The sequence below is a fragment of the Actinobacillus capsulatus DSM 19761 genome (assembly GCF_000374285.1).
Taxonomy (GTDB): domain Bacteria; phylum Pseudomonadota; class Gammaproteobacteria; order Enterobacterales; family Pasteurellaceae; genus Actinobacillus; species Actinobacillus capsulatus.
This window is the reverse complement of the sequence record NZ_KB893931.1, coordinates 14849-35256: the sequence shown is the minus strand read 5'-3', so window position 1 is coordinate 35256 and position 20408 is coordinate 14849. Positions and strand designations below refer to the sequence as shown.

Below are 20408 nucleotides of genomic sequence, written 5' to 3'. Positions count from 1 at the left end.
GTGATCGAACGATTCAAACCACGATTAAAGGGTAAGGAAAATGTGATTAACCTTGCATTAATTTTGACGGGGTTATTTGGCTTTTATTTGATCGTGGCATGGGCAAGTTATAGTCCGCTAGATAATGCTTGGAGTACGGCAAGTAGTGTCACGGAGCATAGAGTATTGAATAAAACGGGTGTATTCGGCGCTTGGACGATGGATTTACTGTATGCCTTCTTAGGTAAAGTTGCGTTTATTGTACCATTTACCTTATGTGGCGTATCGGTATATTCATTGGTTTTCCGCTTAGCAAATGAGTGGACATGGAAACATTTCTATTTGCGTTTCAGTAGCTTTATCTTATTGCTAATTGGGTTAGCAGGGCTTGTCAGCGTAGTGTGGTCAAATAATGCCTATTATTTATCCGGTGGTTTTATCGGCGGAATGTTCCAATCCTTACTTGCAAGTACGATCGGTCAATTCGGTGCATTACTTGTAGCAATGATCTTTACCGGCATTGGTTTCTATTTTTGTTCAGGTCAATCACTCCTACCACTATTTGCTCAATTCTATGATTGGATTGTGGCAAAAGATCAGCCTAAAGAGACGGCAGTAGCTACAAATACGGAAGCAAATGGAGCCCATTTGCAAAATTCAGAAGAAATTCAACCGCTTGTTATTGATGAGAATACTGCAGAAGAGTCACAAGATGATTCCGAGACTCAGCAGCTTACGGATGTTTCAGTATTTAGCCGTCCAAATATTACCGGCTTAAAATCACAGTCTGAAACTTCAAATGAGACAGATGCCGAATTAGCGAATCAAAATATGTTTAACGTAGAAACTGAACTTGAGTTACCAAAAGTTAATATTCAAGGCGTAGAAGTACCGGCTCCTACAGTAGCTACACAAGAATTTACAGAACCTCATGCAGAAATAGAACTACCTAAAATCCGTTTAAATCCATTAACTGAACTGGCAGTAACTCAATCAGCAGTGATTTTGCCAACTGATAAATTCAAGCAAGCGCTTGAGCAGCAAAACGAATTTGAGGTGGTAGAGAATAATGATGAGGCGGATGCAACGATTGAATATCAAGATATGACCCCGCCAGTGCCGGCATTTGTCCAAGAAGCAAAACCGGTGGTATGTCTACAACCGGTGCTTGAAGAATCAACACAGAAAGAAGAGCTTGAAGAAGATTATGAAGCATTATTGGCAAAAGAATTTGAACAAGCGGAGCAGGCTCGTTTAGCGCAAATGGAACAACGTGCTAAAGCGCAAGGTTTAGAGCAAACATTTGAAGAAATTATCAAGAGTGAGCCAGAACCAGTCGTTATGCCAAGTGTGAAAGTGGCTAATATATCGCAGGAAGTTGAACCGGTATCAGTGCCTAATTATCCAAAAGGCTATGGCGATACATTAATACACCCATTGTTACAACGTAATCATACAACAGAAAAGCCGACAACGCCGTTACCGACACTTGATTTGTTAGACGAGTCGCCTCGTCAAACACAGCAAATTACCGAGCAAGAAATTGTGGAAACTTCTCATCGTTTAGAAAGCGCATTAGCAAATTATGGCGTAAAGGCAACGGTTGAAGATGTATTGGTTGGCCCGGTTGTGACTCGTTATGAAATCAAACCGGCTGCTGGTGTTAAAGCCGCAAAAGTAGTCGGTTTAGCGAGTGATTTGTCCCGTGAATTAATGTTTAAAGCGATTCGTATCACTGAAGTGGTGCCGGGTAAACCTTATATGGGGATTGAAACGCCTAACAAACAGCGTGAAACGGTTTGGCTTCGTGATGTGTTAGATAGTGATGCCTTTAAACACAGCAAAGCAACCTTACCAATGGCGCTAGGTAAAGATATTAGTGGCGAACCGATTGTGGTTGATATGGCAAAAATGCCGCATTTACTGGTTGCAGGACAAACCGGCGGTGGTAAATCGGTTGGGGTCAACACCATGATCTTGAGCTTACTATTTAAACTTTCTCCTGAACAAGTGCGTTTTATTATGATTGACCCTAAAGTGGTTGAGCTTTCCATTTATAACGATATTCCGCATTTATTAACGCCAGTCGTGACCGATATGAAAAAAGCGGCAAATGCTTTACGTTGGGCAGTGGAGGAAATGGAACGCCGTTATTTACTAGTAAGTCACTTAAGTGTGCGTAATATTGAAGGTTATAACGATAAAATTGATCAAGCAGCCGCGATGAATTACCCGATTCCTGATCCAACTTGGCGTCCGGGCGATTCAATGGATCAATTACCGCCGGCACTAGAGAAACTCAGTTATATTGTACTGATTGTAGATGAGTTTGCGGACTTAATGATGTCTGCCGGCAAAGAAGTCGAAGAATATATTATGCGCATTGCGCAAAAGGCTCGAGCGGTTGGCATCCATTTAATTCTTGCAACGCAACGTCCTTCAACTGATGTAATTACCGGCGTGATTAAAGCCAATATTCCAAGCCGTATTGCGTTTACCGTAGCAAGTCAAATTGACTCGCGTACCATTTTAGATGCAGGTGGTGCAGAGGCATTATTAGGTCGAGGCGATATGCTGTATTCCGGTGCAGGCACTCCGGATATTATTCGTATTCACGGTGCATTTATGAGTGATGACGATGTGCAACGTGTGGCGGATAACTGGCGTGCACGAGGCAAGCCGCAATATTTAGAAAGTATTGTCGCTTCCATTGAAGAATCCGAAGGTACGGAACGTATTGGTGGAGCAGGTGACTTAGATCCACTTTTTGATGAAATTGTCGAATTTGTGATTGAAAGCGGAGTGACTTCAATTAGCGGTCTCCAACGCCGCTTCTCATTAGGCTTCAACCGTGCGGCACGAATTGTTGACCAAATGGAAGCACAAGGTATTCTTTCAGAGCAAGGAAAAAACGGAAAACGTGAAATTTTAGCAAGATAAAAGCGACAATGTAACGTTTTGAGTGTAAACAAGCGGTTAGATTTGGACAAAACTTTGCAAGTTTTGGTTTGAATTTAACCGCTTTTTTCTATTTAGATCTAATGAGGGAATTACTTATAGGATATCTCTAGATATTCGTATAAAATTAATTAGATTTATCATTTTTAGTTTCAAGGAAAGCAAAATGCGCTTAGAGAATGAAAGAGAAAGTTCGAACGTAGAAGATAGACGTGGGCAATCCGGTTATGGTCGTCGTTCTTCCGGTGGCCGTGCTAAAGGTGGGATTTTAGGTTTTATCGTTGTATTAATCGGAGCTTATTATGGCGTAGATTTAACCGGTTTGATGGGATATAACGACTCACAATCTTCTTACCAGCAGCAAACTGCACAGATTATCTCAGCTGAAGAAAAGGAACTTGAGGCGATTAGCTATAAAGTTTTGTATGCGACGGAACGTATATGGGGTAATTATTTTAAACAAAACGGCTTAATTTATAGGGAGCCCAAATTAGTGCTTTACCGTGGTGTCACGCATACCGCTTGTGGCACAGGACAATCTGCTATGGGGCCATTTTATTGTCCGGCAGATCAAAAAGTTTATCTCGATTTATCGTTCTATGATGATATGAAGTCACAGCTCAGAGCATCAGGTGATTTTGCATTTGCTTATGTCATTGCACATGAAATTGGCCATCACGTTCAAAACTTATTAGGTATCAGTGAGCAGACTCAAAGAGCACAACGTAACGCTCGTAACCAAGCGGCTGCGAATAAAATATCGGTAAACGTAGAGCTTCAAGCAGACTGTTTTGCAGGTGTTTGGGGTTACCAAATTCAAAAAGAAGGAAAATTGGAAGCCAGTGATGTAGAAGAGGCATTTATTGCTTCACAGGCTGTTGGTGATGACCGCTTGCAAAAACAAGCTCAAGGTTATGTTGTGCCGGATAGCTTCACACACGGCTCTTCTGCCGAGCGTTTAGCCTGGTTCCGCAAGGGTCTACAATCCGGTGATCCGGCCATTTGTAATACGTTTTCTAGCCGTTAAGCTAGTTTAGATGAATGATTTTTGTACTAGTTAAATAGTGCAAAAATCATTTGACATCATTATATAATTTTATTAAGTTAGATTCATACCTTATTTCTAATAACTGTTTAAAACAATAAGAGAGCACACAATGTCTTACAAGAATGATGACCTACGTATTACTAAAATTGAAGAACTTTTGCCACCGGTTGCGTTATTAGAACGTTTTCCGGCAAGTGAAGTTGCTGCTGAAACGGTGGAAAATGCTCGCCAAGCTATTCATAAAATTATTCATGGTGCGGATGATCGCTTATTAGTAGTGATTGGCCCATGTTCAATTCATGATCCTAAAGCAGCCTTAGAATATGCACAACGTATTAAAGCCCTTCGTGCCGATCCTAAAATTAATCAAAATCTTGAGGTGGTGATGCGAGTGTATTTTGAGAAACCTCGTACCACAGTCGGTTGGAAAGGACTAATCAATGACCCATATCTAAACGAAACTTATGCGCTAAATGACGGTTTGCGTATTGCGCGTAAAGTATTGTCCGACATTAATGACTTAACCGTACCGGCAGCTGGTGAGTTTTTAGATATGATCACGCCGCAGTATATGGCTGATTTTATGAGCTGGGGGGCAATTGGTGCTCGTACGACAGAGTCTCAAGTACATCGAGAATTAGCTTCAGGTTTATCTTGTGCGGTTGGCTTTAAAAATGCAACAAATGGCGGTGTAAAAATTGCTTTAGATGCGATTGGTGCAGCAGAAGCACCGCACCATTTCTTATCAGTTACTAAATTTGGTCATTCTGCGATTGTCTCTACCGCAGGTAACCCGGATTGCCATATTATTTTGCGGGGTGGTGATAATGGTACAAACTATGATGCGGAGTCTGTTGCAAAAGTGTGTGCGGATATCAAGAAATCTGGTCGCCGTCCGCACGTGATGATTGACTTTAGCCACGCAAATAGCCAAAAGCAATTTAAACGCCAAATGGACGTTTGTGCTGATGTGTGCCAACAAATTGCGAATGGTACAGAATTTATTTCAGGTGTAATGATTGAGAGCCATTTAGTTGAAGGTCGTCAAGAATTAGGCGATGGTAATTTAGAGAATTTAGTATATGGTCAAAGTGTGACGGATGCATGTATTGGCTGGGAAGATAGTGAAAAAGCGTTATTTGCATTAGCTGAAGCGGTTGAACAGCGTCGTGCTAAGCATGCTTAATCACTAAAATTAATATCAGAAACACGGAAATAATTGGTTTTTGCAAACTTTTTTGTAAAATTAACCGCTTGTTTCCGTGTTTTCTGTCGTTTTTAGGATAATAAATTAATGAACAAAACAATTCTTGCTATTGATACGGCCACTGAAGCTTGCTCTGTGGCGTTATTACATAATGGACAAATTTCTGCATTTGATGAATTAAGTCCTAGAACGCATACGCAGCGTATCCTGCCCATGGTAGATGAATTATTGGCAAAGGCAGGAATTTCTCTTAAACAAGTCGGTGCACTAGCATTTGGTCGAGGGCCGGGAAGCTTTACCGGTGTTCGAGTAGGTGTTGGCATTGCTCAGGGGCTTGCAATGGGAGCGAATTTACCTGTTGTGCCGATTTCAAATTTATTAGCAATGGCACAAGCGGCTTACGAAAAAATGGGAGCAACAAGTGTTGTTGCTTTAATTGATGCACGTATGAATGAAGTGTATTTTGCTCAATATGAGAGAGTAGGGCGGTACTGGCAAACAATTGTTGCTGAGCAAGTATGCTCACCAGAGCGTGCTATCAGCCAAATACAACAACCGAAGGATAATACTGTGGTTGTAGGTACCGGTTGGGCGGCATATTCGCAATTTTCTAATGCACAATTACCTCTTTTAGTGAGTGACATTACCTTGCCTTCAGCAAAATCAATGCTTACACTTGCAGAATCCGAATTTTCTCAAGGGAATACGCAATCAGCACTACAAATTGAACCGGTTTATTTACGTAATGAAGTGACTTGGGAAAAATTACCGCATAAGCGTTAGGATTTAGATCAAACAATCCTTTGTTTTTGTAGAAAAATACAAATAAATTATAGAAGGCACGTTATAATTACGTGCCTTTTCTTTTTGTGAGATCCTACAAATGCAAAATTCTGACAATTTAAGACTGCTTGTTATACAAAGAGGCTTGTTAAGATCGGCTTCTTTTGCTTTCCTGATTGTTATCTTTATGACGGGGCTTGCAGGAGCGTTGAGGGTGCCTGCACTCAGTGTTTTCCTGCATGATGAAGTAACAAATAACCCCTTTATGATTGGTATATTTTATTCGGTTAACTCCTTGATGGCGATGGTGTTGAGTCAGATCGTAGCCCATTATTCAGATCTTTATACAAACCGTAAATGGATCATTACACTTAGCTGTGTTATGCAACTGAGCGGTTGCTTACTTTTTGCATTTAACCGAGATTATTACACTTTACTAATTGTCGGTACCTTGATTATCGGATTAGGTTCGTCCGCTACCTCACAAGTCTTTGCACTTTCTCGAGAATATACCGAAAGCAAACAAAAAGACGGGACGATGTTCAATACGATTTTACGAGCACAACTTTCACTTGCTTGGATTATCGGCCCGCCAGTAGCTTATTATTTATCGGGTAATTTCGGTTTTACCTTTATGTATATTGTTGCTGCCTTGATTTTTGCCGTTTCTATTCTTATTGTGGTGCTGATGTTGCCATATTCGGTACAACGTCACGTTAAACCAAAGGAAACGGATGAAACATTGCGAGAAAATGGTATTGAAAGTAACCGCAAATCTACGATATTTTTAGCCTTAGCGTGTTTATTGATGTGGACTTGCAACAGTATGATGTTTATCAATTTGCCATTACATTTGAAACAGAATCTACATTTATCGGAACAAGTTGCAGGTGTAATGATGAGTACTGCGGCGGCGATTGAAATTCCGGTGATGCTTTTTGCGGGATATTGCACAAGATTTATCAGTAAGAAAATGTTACTAATTATCGCTATTCTTGCCGGTATTTATTATTACATCGGTTTGTCTGTGGCTCAAACGGAAAGCCAATTACTTGCTTTACAAGTGTTTAACGGATTGTTTATTGGCATTTTAGCTTCAATTGGAATGTTGTATTTTCAGGACTTAATGCCATATAAAATGGGTAGTGCAACGACATTATTTAATAATACAAGTAGTGCGAGTTGGGTGATTGCTGGGCCTGTTGCCGGTATGGCGGCTAGCTATTTCGGCTATCAAAGTACATGGTATTTATCATTAATACTATGCCTTGTAAGCTTGCTGGTGATGCTACCGGTAAGAAAATTGTAACAAATAAATAAGCGGTCATTTTTACAAAAAAATATGCAAATATGACCGCTTGTAAGAGTTTAAAACTAGAGTTTATTTAGCTTCTGTTTATAGTGATAACGACAAACAGAGAGATATTTATCATTACCGCCAATTTGGATTTGATCACCATCGGCGACAGCTTCGCCATTCTCGTTCATACGAATAACAAAGTGGGCTTTTTTTCCGCAATCACAGATCGTTTTGAGTTCTTGTAATTCATCTGCCCAAGCTAATAAATATTGGCTTCCCTCAAATAATTCACCTTGGAAATCGGTGCGTAAACCATAGCATAGCACCGGAATTTTCAGTTTATCAACTACATCCGTTAATTGATATACCTGTGTTTTTGTAAGAAATTGTGCTTCATCAATTAAGATACAGTGTAACGTTTTTTCTTGGTTAGCACGTTGAATTTCATCAAATAAATTTGATTCCGATTGAAATAATTGTGCTTCTTGTGAAATACCAATACGAGAACTCACTTTGCCAATACCGTAACGATCATCAATTGCCGCAGTATAAACCAAAGTATTCATACCTCGTTCTTGATAATTATAAGAGGATTGAAGCAGGGTGGTTGACTTTCCTGCATTCATTGAAGAGTAATAAAAATAGAGTTTTGCCATAACCTTACACAAATAAAAAACGGCTAATACGCATTAGCCGTTCTACAAAAAAGGAAAATTATACGTTGTCGATTTGACCTAAAAGTGAACGTAAACGATCTTGGAAGCTTTGTTGCTCAGATTTTAATTGTTCAAATTCTTGGCGTAATGTTTCTTTTTCTTGCTCTACAGTGTTGTTTTTTTCTTTTAATTCTTCCACTTCTAATTGAAGTAATTGAATTGTTTCTACTGCTTGTTTAATTTTTTCTTCAAGTTGGTCAAGAATTGATAATGACATAATTGGGTTCCCTCTTAAAAACAGATATGTAAAGTGTAGGAATTATACCTCAGTTAGGCGTTGATTTCATTGAAAAGTTCATACATTTTGGAATTTTTCTTCATTTGCTGATTTTTTAGTAACGAAACTGATTGCTAGCTGATAAAATATGGTAAATATTGGTCATTTTATATAAAGGATGTTAAATGAAGCGTGCTATTTCTTTCGAATTTTCCCGTGTAACAGAAGCCGCTGCACTTGCAGCTTATGACTGGATTGGGCGAGGCGATAAAAACGCAGCGGATGATGCCGCAGTAAAAGCAATGCGTTTGATTATGAATAAAATGGAAATCCGTGGCGAAATTGTAATTGGTGAAGGCGAAATTGACGAAGCGCCAATGCTTTATATTGGAGAAAAAGTTGGTCGTTCTCAACTTGAAGACGATGAAGTTGCGATTGCGGTTGATCCGATTGACGGTACTCGAATGACCGCTATGGGACAGGCAGGGGCATTAGCCGTTTTAGCTGTCGGTGGCAAAGATACTTTTCTTAAAGCACCGGATATGTATATGGAAAAGCTGGTGGTTGATAGCGAAGCAAAAGGAATGATCGATTTAGATCTTCCGCTTGAGCAAAATATTCGCCGTGTTGCGTCTAAAAAGGGGAAATTACTCACGCAAATGACCGTTGCCATTTTAGCTAAACCTCGCCATGATGAAATTATTAAGGCGGTACAGAACTTAGGTGTGAGAGTGATGGCGATTCCTGACGGTGATGTCGCAACAGCGGTACAGTGCTGTTTGCCGGATAGTGATTTAGATTTGGTTTATGGTATCGGTGGTGCGCCTGAAGGCGTTGTTGCTGCGGCTGCAGTTCGTGCCTTAGGTGGAGATATTCAAGGGCGTTTAATTCCTCGTAATCAAGTGAAAGGCAATTCGCCGGAAAATCTTTCTGCGGCGGAAAAAGAGCTTTTACGCTGTGCACAAATGAATGTACCAGTTAATAAAGTATTAAAATTGGAAGATTTAGTACGCGATGATAATGTGCTGTTTGCAGCAACTGGAATTACTAGCGGCGATTTATTAAAAGGCGTACAACGCAAAGGCAGTATGATGTTTACAGAGACATTATTAATTCGAGGCCGCTCTCGTACTATTCGTAAGCTGGCTTCTTATCACGATATTTCTCGTTTATCTGAAGACTAAGAGCTAGTGACAAAAAAGTCGTATCTTTTCCGATACGACTTTTTCGTTTATTAGCTGATTAAGCAGGATTATCGATATCAATAAATTCCACGTCTAAACCGTATTCTTGGGCGAGCCATTCGCCGAGTGCTTTAACACCGTCTCGTTCCGTTGCATGGTGTCCGCAAGCAAAGTAATAAATACCTTGCTCACGGGCGGAATGGGTGGTTTGTTCTGAGATTTCACCAGAAATAAACACATCACAGCCTTTACTTGCTGCTAAATCGATATAACCTTGTCCACCACCAGTACAAATGCCAACTTTGCGAATTAATTTATGCGGATAGCCAACAATAAATTCATCACATAAAATTGGTTTACGGTTAAGCACTTGTTCAATACGTTCCGCTAACTCTTTTGCAGAAATCGGCGTTTCAAATTCTCCATATGCCGGAATTGAATTAGGGCGGTCTTCTAATCCTTGTAGATTGATCACACCTAATTTTGCCGCCAATTGTGCGTTATTGCCTAATTCTGAATGAATATCCAACGGCAGGTGATAGCCAAATAAATTAATGTCATTCACTAATAATTGTTTAATACGTTTACCTTTCATACCTCGGATACAAGGTGATTCGTTTTTCCAAAAATAACCATGATGTACTAAAATCGCATCGGCATTTTTTTCAATCGCTTTTTCAATCAGTGGTAGTGTCGCAGTTACACCAGTCACAATACGTTGGATATGTACTTTTCCTTCCACTTGCAAACCGTTTGGTGCATAGTCACTAATCGCTTTGCTATTTAATTTTTCATCAATAATTTGTTCCAATTCGAGATTAGACAGTCCCATTTTTTATTCCTTTTTAAGATAAAACAAGCGGTTAAATTATCTGAAAAATTTGCAAATTTTTCGACAAATTCAACCGCTTATAGAGCGTTAATTTTACTCTTGTGCCAATGCGGTAATTGGGTTAAGTTTAGAAGCATTTTTTGCCGGCATATAGCCGAATATAACGCCAATTAAGGTCGAGCAGAATACTGCCAACACCACTGATTCCGGTGAAAGAACCATTTGGAAATCCGAGCCTAACGTATTGAATGATACAATAATTGTAATTGCCAGTAGAATACCGATTACACCGCCGAGCAAACAGATAAGAATGGCTTCAATTAAAAACTGTTGCAAAATATTATTTTGTTTTGCTCCAATTGCCATACGCACACCAATTTCTTTCGTTCGTTCCGTGACCGACACTAACATAATATTCATTACACCAATACCTCCAACAACCAATGAAATCATCGCAATAGAGGAAATTAATAGCTTCATCGTATTCGTAGTGCTGGTAATGGTTTGCTTAATGGTGTCGCTATTCATTATAAAAAAGTCTTTTTTACCGTGTTTAGCCATTAATAGCTCGGTAATACTTTTTTCCGCAGTTTGACTTTCAATATCGTCTTTGACCTTAACCGTCAAGGAATCAATATGCTTTTCGCCAGAAATACGTTGCATTAAGGTCGTATAAGGCATCCACATTTTTAAGCTGGTTTGATTCATATTGTTGGATTCCGCCGCTAAACCAATAATTTTTAACGGTTTTTTACCAACAAGAATCACTTTCCCTTCAACCGGTTCGACTAAACCAAGGTCATTTTTGGTATTGTCATCAATAACTACCACTTGAGCGGACAACGCTACATCTTCGGCATTAAAGAATCGCCCGGAGACCATTTTTAACCCTCTAACGTTCAGATATTGTTCACCAACACCATTTACCGTTGCGGTGACGTTCGTATTACCTGAAATTACCGTTGCATTTAGGCTGCTGAGTGGCGTAGTACTATCAACATAAACTTGTTTATTCAGCATTAATGCATCGCTGATGGTTAAGTTTTTGGTTAAATTGGCTCGTCTATCACCAAAGCCCGTCCCGTTCATAATTGTCATGGTATTCGTACCAAGATTATTAATATTAGACAAAATACGCTCTTGCGATCCTTGCCCAAGCGCTACTACTGATATAACCGAAGTGATTCCGATAACAATACCAAGCATAGTAAGCAGCGCTCGTAATTTATGCGCAATAATCGCACTGGTAGCCATTTTAAATGATTCAACAAGTTGATCAAAGAAGCGGGGCGGACGGTGTTCTCGTTTCGCCAGTTTTAAGTCTTCCGAATACGGCTGTTGACGTTCATCACGAATGATTTGTCCGTCTTTAATCTCAATCACTCGGCTTGCCGTTGCCGCAATATTCGGATCATGAGTGACCATAATAATGGTATGACCTTCTTTGTGCAGGTCTTGCAAGATTTGTAACACGGTTTCGCCGCTTTTGGAGTCTAAAGCGCCGGTCGGTTCATCAGCAAGAATAATTTCCCCACCGTTCATCAAAGCTCGAGCAATACTTACTCGTTGTTGTTGTCCGCCTGAAAGCTGATTTGGGCGATTAAGCGTTTTATCGGACAATCCAAGTTTATCCAATAACTGATCTGCCCGTGCTTTACGAGAACTGCTATCCACGCCCGCATAAATTGCCGGTAGTGCCACATTTTCATTTGCGGTTAGGGCGGAAAGGAGGTTATAGCGTTGGAAAATAAAACCAAATTTTCGCTGCCGCAAGTCTGAAAGCTCATCACTGTTCATTTGTTGTGTTTCTTTGCCGCCAATACGGCAAATCCCAGAACTAGCGGTATCTAAGCAGCCGATAATATTCATCAGCGTTGATTTACCGGAACCTGAAGCACCGATAATCGCTACAAAGTCACCTTGATCAATCGTTAAATTAACATTTTTTAGAATGTGTGCTTTGTTATCGCCTGAACCAAAATACTTATTCAGATTTTCAATTTCAATTAATTTCATTGTATTCCTAAATTCCGAGTATAAACGGTAAAATTTGCGATTTATGCGATGTAGACAAGAGATATGCAGTTTAAATCAATACAAGCGGTGAAATTTTGCAATTTTTTTGCAAAAAATGACCGCTTGTACTAGAGCTTATTCAATCCAAAGCGGTAAACGAATTTCTACTCGTAAGCCGCCAAGAGTACTTTTCATCGCTTCGACAGAACCTTTATGCTGTTGCATTGCGTTCGCCACAATCGCCAACCCTAAGCCGGTTCCACCGGTTTGTCTGGCTCGAGCCTCATCTACACGGTAAAAAGGACGGAAGATTTGTTTATATTCGCTCTCCGGTACGCCTTCACCATCATCATCAATTGAGATAACCAATTCGGCATTATCAATATACATTAAGACTTTAATGCTTTTATTTGCATATTTTTGCGCATTACGAATCACATTCTCCAATGCACTGGCTAAAATATTCTGATTACCATTAATGTAATAACGTTCAGGATTGGCAACACGTTGGCTAATAAATAAATCGATATTATTTTGTTCCGCTTCAAATTTAGCATCTTCCAAAATATCGTTCCAAATATGGTTAATCGAAAAGATTTCGCGGGTCAGATGCTGATTTACCTGCTGGCGAGAGAGTACTAATAAATCGTGAACCATGGTATCTAATTTCAGCACCTGATTATCTATACGAGTTAATTCCGGTGATTCACCATTACGGCGACGGATCAATGCTGTTGCCAAATGTAAACGAGCCAGCGGCGTTTTTAATTCATGTGAAATATCCGAAAGTAATCGCTGCTGATGTAGAGTTAAATCTTGCAAGGAAGTAATCATTTGGTTAAAGCTTTTTCCTACCTCTCGCAATTCATTGATACCTTCAGTTTCAAGTGCCGGGTTGATAGAAAAGTTGCCAGTAGCGACAGCATTAGCTGATAATCGTAATGCTTTTACTGGGCGAGCGATTTTCCATGATAGCCATAATAAAATCGGCACACTTACACTTAAAACGATCAATAGCATTAACCATGGTGAGTCAAAAATTTGGTTAAAAAGTTCTTCTTGTGGATCAACCATTTTCGCAAAATATTGATAGTATTCTCGTTTATTCGTCCTGATTAAAAATGGCCCGTAAATTTCCAAATTACCAAAGCGACGTTGTAATGGTTCTGTAATATTTTTCGCTCTATATAAAAATACTTGGAACGAAGTTACTTTATTTGGATCCGCACCGACAAAAATTCCAGATTTCCGATCCAACAAAATAACATCAAAACCATTAGCGGTAGAAACAAAAAGCTTACGTTCAAAAATTTCATCTAAATTATATTGCAATTCGGTACTTTTAGTTTCTTGTTCAAAGAACAGGCGATCTTCCGTTTCAATCGGAGAGAATGAGCGGGCATCAAAATTAGGTATGGTAAGGGTAATAGCCAGTAATATAGAAAAGGTAAGCCCAAAATAGGCAAAAAGCTGATAAGCAAGATAATTCCTGACGGAAATAATTTTACTAAGGAAATGAGAAATATATTTAAGCATTAGTAGTACCCATCAATCAATATAGAAAAAATCCCTCGAAAGCCGAGGGATTGTTTTTTTATATTAAAAAAGACAATTATTTTTCCGTCACGAGTAAATAACCACGTCCACGTAATGTTTTGAACCATGGTAAATTGTCATTACGCTCCGGTAATTTCTTACGAAGGTTTGAAATATGCATATCAATTGCACGATCGTAAGGTGTTAAACGCTTACCTAAAATTTCAAGGCTAAGTAACTCACGAGAGAGGATTTGACCTGGATTACGCATTAACATTTGTAATAATGCAAATTCTGTACCGGTAAGATCTAAATCACGACCTTCAAAAATTGCTTGCTGACGACCTGGATGTAATTCCACTCCTCCGAAAGAAAGCTGTTTACTATTTTCCTCAGGTGATTGATTTGCTGAAGTAATCACATCAGCATTGTTTAAAGCGGTTGAAACGGTACGACGCAAAATTGCTTTGATACGAGCTACGAGTTCACGATCGTTAAATGGTTTCGGTAAATAGTCGTCTGCGCCAAGCTCTAAACCTAAAACACGGTCGATTTCATCATCACGTGCACTTAACATCAATACCGGTGTGGAGTATTTCTGGCGTAATTGTTTTAAAGTCTCAATACCGTTTAATACAGGCATCATTACATCTAATAAAATAAGATCATAAGATTGTAATTCTAATTCAGTGAGAGCATCTTGACCATTGTGTACACAGTGAATATCAAAACCTTCTAGTGAAAGTAACTCTGCTAAAAGTTCAGTCAATTCAACATCATCATCAACTAGTAAAATTCTAGGCATAATTAATTCCTATTTTTTATTCAATTATATTTATTGCTGTAATTACTTGACATAACAGCTACAATTTACAACTTTATCAAAGTTTGTCAATTATTCCTGAGATTTTATTTGTTCCCAGATTGAATCCAGCTCAGATAAAGAGCATTTTGCCACAGTTTTGCCTCGTTGCTTAACAAGCTTTTCTACTTTTTTAAATCGACTTTCAAATTTGACATTTGCATTACGCAAACTTGATTCTGCATCAACATTATAATGGCGGCATAAATTTACCATTGCAAAGAGAAGGTCCCCCAATTCTTCCTCAAGTTTTCCAGCACTCTGAGGATATTGGACTATCTCATCTTTGACTTCTTGTAACTCTTCTTCTACTTTTGCAAGCACATCTTGAGGGTTAGTCCAATCAAAACCAACTTTTGCGCAACGTTTTTGAAGTTTGTTCGCTCGAGTTAGCGCTGGCAAAGCAAAAGGTACATCATCTAAAATTGATTCGTGTTGTTGGCGCTTGGCTTCCGCTGCTTTACGTTCTTCCCAATTCTTTAATGCTTCTTCACTATTCTCGGCTGGACTATCGCCAAAAACGTGAGGATGTCGATAAATTAATTTCTCATGAATATCGTTTAGTACATCGTAAAAATTAAAAGTTCCTTCCTCCTTAGCCAACTGGCTAATAAATACAACCTGTAGTAATAAATCTCCTAATTCTTCGCGGAGAGCAGTGCGGTTTTTGGTATGAATTGCTTCGGCTACTTCGTAAGTTTCTTCTAACAAACAAGGTAGCATCGAGTTAAAATCCTGCTTAATATCCCACGGGCAACCTGTTTCGGGATCACGAAGTTGTGCTACAATATGAAGAAATTGGTCAATTTTAGTCATTTTTACCTCTATTAATGTCAAAAACGTTAAACTATTTTGGCACTTTACCTCTCTAACATTCAACTAAAAACCAATAAAATACTCACAACCCCGACCAATTTTATGGCATTATGTTAACGATTAGTTAAGGAGAAAGTATGGCAGCGGAAAAACTCACAAAGAAAAGGCTTATCCAAATTGTAGTAATGCTATGTATCCTAATTATCGCTTTTCTTTATCGTACTTATACATATAGCTGATATTTCAGCTGATCAGATCAGATTGTATTATTCAGGCATATCCAAAAGGCCGAAATTATGTTTTAATATCAATTATTTTTTGTCAAAATAACAAGGTAAAAAAATGAGCTGGATTGAAAGAATTTTAGGAAGAACCTCTTCATCATCAAGCGGTAAATCTAAAGTGCCGGAAGGCGTTTGGACAAAATGTACGAGCTGTGAACAGGTGCTATACAGCGAAGAACTTAAACGTAATATGCAGGTTTGCCCAAAGTGTAACCATCATATGCGTTTTGATGCTCGTACTCGTTTATTATCGTTATTAGACCAAGATAGCGCACAAGAAATTGCGGCGGAGCTAGAACCGCAAGATATCTTAAAATTTAAAGATTTGAAAAAATATAAAGATCGTTTAACCGCAGCACAAAAACAAACCGGTGAGAAAGACTCTTTTATTACGATGTACGGTACATTGCATGATATGCCAGTTGTGGTTGCATCATTTAACTTTGAATTTATGGGCGGTTCAATGGGCTCGGTTGTCGGTGCAAAATTCGTACGTGCGGCAGAGCGAGCTTTAGCGGAAAATATTCCGTTTATCTGTTTCTCTGCATCTGGCGGTGCTCGTATGCAAGAAGCATTGTTCTCTTTAATGCAGATGGCGAAAACCAGTGCAATTTTAGCGAAAATGCGTGAGAAAGGTGTGCCGTTTATTTCTGTATTAACTGACCCGACACTAGGCGGTGTTTCAGCTAGTTTAGCAATGTTAGGTGATATTAATATTGCAGAGCCTAAAGCATTAATCGGTTTTGCTGGTCCACGTGTTATCGAACAAACCGTACGTGAAAAATTACCAGAAGGCTTTCAACGCGCAGAGTTCTTATTAGAACACGGCGCAATTGATATGATTGTGCAACGTAAAGATATGCGCGATACGCTTGCTCGTTTATGTGCAAAAATGACTAATAAACCAACGCCGTTTAAAACAGCAGAACTTCTTGTTGAAGAAGCGTAATTTTATTTAGCATAACTAAGCCACGTTATACGTGGCTTTCTTTTTGGAGAATCAATAATGAATACTTTAACAGCTCCAAGTATTAATGACAGTCTCACTACGTGGCTCAACTATTTAGAAAAATCACATTTTAAGCCGATTGATATGGGGTTGGAACGTATAAAAAACGTTGCTGAACAGCTCGAATTACTTCAGCCGGCACCTTACGTCATTACCGTTGCAGGTACTAACGGGAAGGGGTCAACCTGTCGCTTATTAGAAGTGGCTTTACTAAAAGCGGGTTATCGTGTCGGTGTCTATTCATCGCCTCATCTGATTCGTTATAACGAACGAGTGAGAATTCAAAGCGAATTACTCAATGACGAAGCCCATGTGCAATCATTTGCAAAAATCCAACAAAAAAAGACCGCTTCTTTAACCTATTTTGAGTTTAGTACGCTTTCGGCACTGCAGCTTTTCAAAGAGGCAAATTTAGATATTGTCATTTTAGAAGTTGGGCTTGGCGGACGTTTAGATGCAACCAATATTGTTGATCCGCATTTAGCGATAATTACTTCAATTGATATCGACCACGTGGATTTTCTCGGCGATAACCGAGAAGATATCGGGCGAGAGAAAGCAGGCATTTTCCGCGAAAATATACCGGTGATTATCGGCGAACCGGATTGTCCAAGAAGTATTTTGCAGCAAGCAAAAGCACTTAATTGCCAAGTAGTTAGACGTAATGTGAATTGGAAATTTTCTATAGAAAATAACCGCTTCCACTGGCAGTCGGAATTTATTGATTGGCAAGATTTACCGATGCCACAAATTCCAATTCCAAATGCCGGTACCGCTTTAGCCGCATTGGCTCAACTTCCGTTTGAAATAAATGAACAAGTAGTTAGAGCCGCATTGCAAGAAGCACAAATGACTGCACGTTTCCAAACGCTAACCGAAAAAGATTTTGCAAACTTTTCCGGAAAACAACCGCTTGCTCAAGTGATTATTGATGTCGGACACAATCCGCATGCGGCAAAATATTTGGCAGGGCGAATAAGTTCGCTGAAACAGGAGAATCAAAAGATTTATGCCGTATTTAGTGCATTAGTTGATAAAGACTTAAGCGGAATCGTAGAGCCATTGGAAAATGTTATTGATGAATGGTATTGTGCCGGTTTAGCCGGATATCGAGGGCAGTCAGGTGAAGAGGTCTATCAAAAACTTGCAAAAGTTTTACCAAATTCGACCGCTTGTTATTACCAAACCGTTCCCGAAGCAGCTGAATCATTATTCGCCAAAGCGAGCAAAACCGACATTATCCTGATTTTCGGCTCATTCCACACCGTGAGTGATTTTTTGATTTGGATTGGGCAGTAATTTGTTGTTTTGTTAACCAAACAAAAACAAATTTGAAAAAAGTGCTTGCATTGATTTTGGAAGTCTCTATAATGAGCCACATCAGACGCGGGGTGGAGCAGCTTGGTAGCTCGTCGGGCTCATAACCCGAAGGTCGTTGGTTCAAATCCGGCCCCCGCAACCAGTTTTAAGGCTCACAGTTTTGATTAAAGCTGTGAGTTTTGTTTTATATAACTTTTGCTAACTTTCGATAACGAACATCGTTTGCAAAATTTTGTATAAAACAAACCGCTTAAAGCCCCACGGTTTTCCGTCTGGGGTTTTTTTGTGGCTGGTACATAATAATCGTATCAAAAGAGCTGGTTAAGGCTCTTTTTTTATATCTGTCATTTAGGAGGCCTCCTTGGCAACTTTAGAACAAAAATTAGAAGAACTCGTTTCTGACACCATTGAATCAATGGGCTGCGAATTAGTCGGTATTGAGTGTCAACGAGCAGGGCGTTTTTTAACCGTACGTTTATATATTGATAAAGAAGGCGGTGTAACCATTGATGATTGTAGTGATGTTAGCCGTCAAGTGAGTGCAATTCTAGATGTTGAAGATCCGATTGCGGATAAATACAACTTAGAGGTTTCATCACCAGGTTTGGATCGTCCGCTGTTTACCCTTGCACATTATGAGCGTTTTGTCGGACAAGAAATCGTGATTCACTTACGTATTCCGATGTTCGATCGCCGTAAATGGCAGGGTAAATTAGAGAGCGTAGAAGGCGATTTAATTACACTGACGGTAGATAACGAAGCTCGTCAATTTGCATTCGGTAATATTCAAAAAGCAAACTTAGTTCCAGTTTTTAATTTCTAGAAGGTTAATCCAAAAAATGAGCAAAGAAATTTTATTAGCCGCAGAAGCGGTATCTAACGAGAAATTATTGCCAAAAGAAGCTATCTTTGAAGCGCTTGAAACGGCATTAGCCATTTCGACTAAAAAGAAAAAAGAAATGGATATCGATGTGCGTGTGGTAATTGACCGCAAAACCGGTGATTTCCAAACTTTCCGTCGTTGGATTGTGGTTGAACAAGTACACAATATGACACGTGAGATCAGCTTAGAAGCGGCGCAATACGAAAACCCTAGCGTGCAATTAGGCGATATCGTTGAAGATGAAGTGGATTCAATTCCATTCGACCGTATTACGATGCAAACTGCACGCCAAGTGATCAGCACAAAAATTCGTGAAGCGGAGCGTAACAAAGTTATCGACCAATTCCGTTCACAATTAAATACCATCATCACTGCAACTGTTAAGAAAGTAAACCGTGATCAAATTATTTTAGATTTGGGTAACCAAGCGGAAGCAGTCATCGTACGCGAAGATATGCTTCCACGTGAAAACTTCCGTCCGGGTGACCGTGTACGTGGCGTATTATATGCGATTAAACCTGAGTCAAAAGGCCCGCAACTTTTCGTAACACGTGCAAAACCGATTATGTTAGAAGAGTTATTTAAACTTGAAGTACCAGAAATCGGTGAAGATGTAATAGAAATTAAAGGTGCATCTCGTGATCCGGGTTCTCGTGCGAAAATTGCAGTGAAATCACACGATAAACGTATTGATCCGGTAGGTGCTTGTGTCGGTATGCGTGGTGCGCGTGTTCAAGCAATTAGTAACGAATTAGGTGGTGAGCGCGTAGATATCGTACTTTGGGACGATAATCCGGCACAATTCGTCATTAACGCAATGGCTCCGGCAGATGTAAGTTCTATCGTGGTTGATGAAGATAAACACGCAATGGATATTGCGGTTGAAAGTAAAAACCTTGCGCAAGCCATCGGTCGTAACGGTCAAAATGTACGTTTAGCAACCCAATTAACCGGTTGGACATTAAACGTAATGACTACTGAAGATTTAGATAAGAAACATCAAGCGGAAGATAATAAAGTTATCGATTTATTCGTAACTTCATTAGAAATCGACCAAGAATTTGCACAAATCTTAGTAGATGAAGGTTTCTCTAGCTTAGAAGAACTTGCATTCATTCCAGTAAGCGAATTAACTTCTATCGATGGTCTTGAAGATGAAGATTTAGTGGAAGAGCTACAAATGCGTGCAAAAAATGCGATTACCGCAAAAGCATTAGCGGAAGAAGAAGCATTAAAACAAGCGCATATTGAAGATCGTTTATTAAACTTAGAAGGTTTAGAGCGTCATATCGCATTAAAACTGGCTGAAAAAGGTATCACAACGCTTGAAGAATTAGCAGAACAAGCTACGGATGACCTTTCAGATATTGAAGAATTATCAGCAGATAAAGCAAGCGAATTAATTATGGCTGCACGTCAAATTTGCTGGTTTAACTAATCGTTGTAAGGAGATAAAAC

General features: G+C 39.4%; 17 protein-coding genes and 1 tRNA gene. 11 read left to right on the top strand and 7 right to left on the bottom strand.

Annotation, left to right across the window (positions count from 1 at the left end):
* The 5 genes from C228_RS0101615 (at position 1) to C228_RS0101595 (ending at position 7284) form a co-directional block, all read left to right on the top strand.
* Positions 1-2919 carry a DNA translocase FtsK gene (locus C228_RS0101615; protein ID WP_018650972.1) on the top strand — a complete coding sequence of 973 codons (2919 nt, stop codon included), beginning with the start codon at positions 1-3 and terminating at the stop codon, positions 2917-2919.
* A 184-nt stretch (positions 2920-3103) separates the two neighbouring features.
* Entirely contained in the window at positions 3104-3964 is an 861-nt protein-coding gene (ypfJ, locus tag C228_RS0101610) for a KPN_02809 family neutral zinc metallopeptidase (RefSeq protein WP_018650971.1), read from the top strand.
* 130 nt (positions 3965-4094) lie between these two features.
* The gene (gene aroG, locus C228_RS0101605) at positions 4095-5171 is read left to right on the top strand and encodes a 3-deoxy-7-phosphoheptulonate synthase AroG (RefSeq protein WP_018650970.1); all 1077 of its coding nucleotides are present in this window, start codon (positions 4095-4097) and stop codon (positions 5169-5171) included.
* Between the two features lie 108 nt (positions 5172-5279).
* Positions 5280-5975 (top strand): tRNA (adenosine(37)-N6)-threonylcarbamoyltransferase complex dimerization subunit type 1 TsaB, encoded by a 696-nt coding sequence (gene tsaB, locus C228_RS0101600; RefSeq protein WP_018650969.1) that lies wholly within the window; start codon positions 5280-5282, stop codon positions 5973-5975.
* Positions 5976-6075: 100 nt separating this feature from the next.
* Positions 6076-7284 carry a sugar efflux transporter gene (locus C228_RS0101595; protein WP_081618456.1) on the top strand — a complete coding sequence of 403 codons (1209 nt, stop codon included), beginning with the start codon at positions 6076-6078 and terminating at the stop codon, positions 7282-7284.
* Positions 7285-7349: 65 nt separating this feature from the next.
* On the opposite strand, the gene C228_RS0101590 is transcribed toward C228_RS0101595, so the two are convergent.
* Positions 7350-7931, bottom strand: coding sequence for a thymidine kinase (locus tag C228_RS0101590; protein ID WP_018650967.1), 582 nt, complete (start codon positions 7929-7931; stop codon positions 7350-7352).
* A 58-nt stretch (positions 7932-7989) separates the two neighbouring features.
* Positions 7990-8208 (bottom strand): cell division protein ZapB, encoded by a 219-nt coding sequence (zapB, locus tag C228_RS0101585; protein ID WP_018650966.1) that lies wholly within the window; start codon positions 8206-8208, stop codon positions 7990-7992.
* Between the two features lie 185 nt (positions 8209-8393).
* Here zapB and glpX point away from each other — a divergent pair, with 185 nt between their 5' ends.
* A complete protein-coding gene (gene glpX / locus C228_RS0101580) occupies positions 8394-9392 on the top strand; it encodes a class II fructose-bisphosphatase (RefSeq protein ID WP_018650965.1) in 999 nt (332 codons plus the stop codon).
* Positions 9393-9450: 58 nt separating this feature from the next.
* On the opposite strand, the gene C228_RS0101575 is transcribed toward glpX, so the two are convergent.
* From C228_RS0101575 to mazG, 5 genes are all read right to left on the bottom strand, one after another.
* Positions 9451-10224, bottom strand: a complete 774-nt coding sequence (locus C228_RS0101575) for a Nif3-like dinuclear metal center hexameric protein (protein WP_018650964.1) — start codon at positions 10222-10224, stop codon at positions 9451-9453.
* 93 nt (positions 10225-10317) lie between these two features.
* Positions 10318-12240, bottom strand: a complete 1923-nt coding sequence (locus C228_RS0101570; protein WP_018650963.1) for a MacB family efflux pump subunit — start codon at positions 12238-12240, stop codon at positions 10318-10320.
* A gap of 135 nt (positions 12241-12375) precedes the next feature.
* Positions 12376-13776, bottom strand: coding sequence for an envelope stress sensor histidine kinase CpxA (cpxA, locus tag C228_RS0101565; protein ID WP_018650962.1), 1401 nt, complete (start codon positions 13774-13776; stop codon positions 12376-12378).
* Positions 13777-13852: 76 nt separating this feature from the next.
* Complete coding sequence (locus C228_RS0101560) at positions 13853-14581, bottom strand: response regulator (RefSeq protein WP_018650961.1); 729 nt, start codon at positions 14579-14581, stop codon at positions 13853-13855.
* Positions 14582-14671: 90 nt separating this feature from the next.
* Positions 14672-15454 carry a nucleoside triphosphate pyrophosphohydrolase gene (gene mazG / locus C228_RS0101555; protein ID WP_018650960.1) on the bottom strand — a complete coding sequence of 261 codons (783 nt, stop codon included), beginning with the start codon at positions 15452-15454 and terminating at the stop codon, positions 14672-14674.
* A 342-nt stretch (positions 15455-15796) separates the two neighbouring features.
* Here mazG and accD point away from each other — a divergent pair, with 342 nt between their 5' ends.
* From accD to nusA, 5 genes are all read left to right on the top strand, one after another.
* A complete protein-coding gene (gene accD, locus C228_RS0101545) occupies positions 15797-16687 on the top strand; it encodes an acetyl-CoA carboxylase, carboxyltransferase subunit beta (protein WP_018650958.1) in 891 nt (296 codons plus the stop codon).
* 54 nt (positions 16688-16741) lie between these two features.
* Positions 16742-18046: a bifunctional tetrahydrofolate synthase/dihydrofolate synthase gene (gene folC / locus C228_RS0101540; protein ID WP_026313129.1), complete on the top strand. Its 1305-nt coding sequence runs from the start codon at positions 16742-16744 to the stop codon at positions 18044-18046.
* 86 nt (positions 18047-18132) lie between these two features.
* Positions 18133-18209, top strand: a tRNA-Met gene (locus C228_RS0101535).
* 219 nt (positions 18210-18428) lie between these two features.
* Positions 18429-18890, top strand: a complete 462-nt coding sequence (rimP, locus tag C228_RS0101530; protein ID WP_018650956.1) for a ribosome maturation factor RimP — start codon at positions 18429-18431, stop codon at positions 18888-18890.
* Positions 18891-18906: 16 nt separating this feature from the next.
* Positions 18907-20388 (top strand): transcription termination factor NusA, encoded by a 1482-nt coding sequence (nusA, locus tag C228_RS0101525; protein WP_018650955.1) that lies wholly within the window; start codon positions 18907-18909, stop codon positions 20386-20388.
* Positions 20389-20408: the final 20 nt, after the last annotated feature.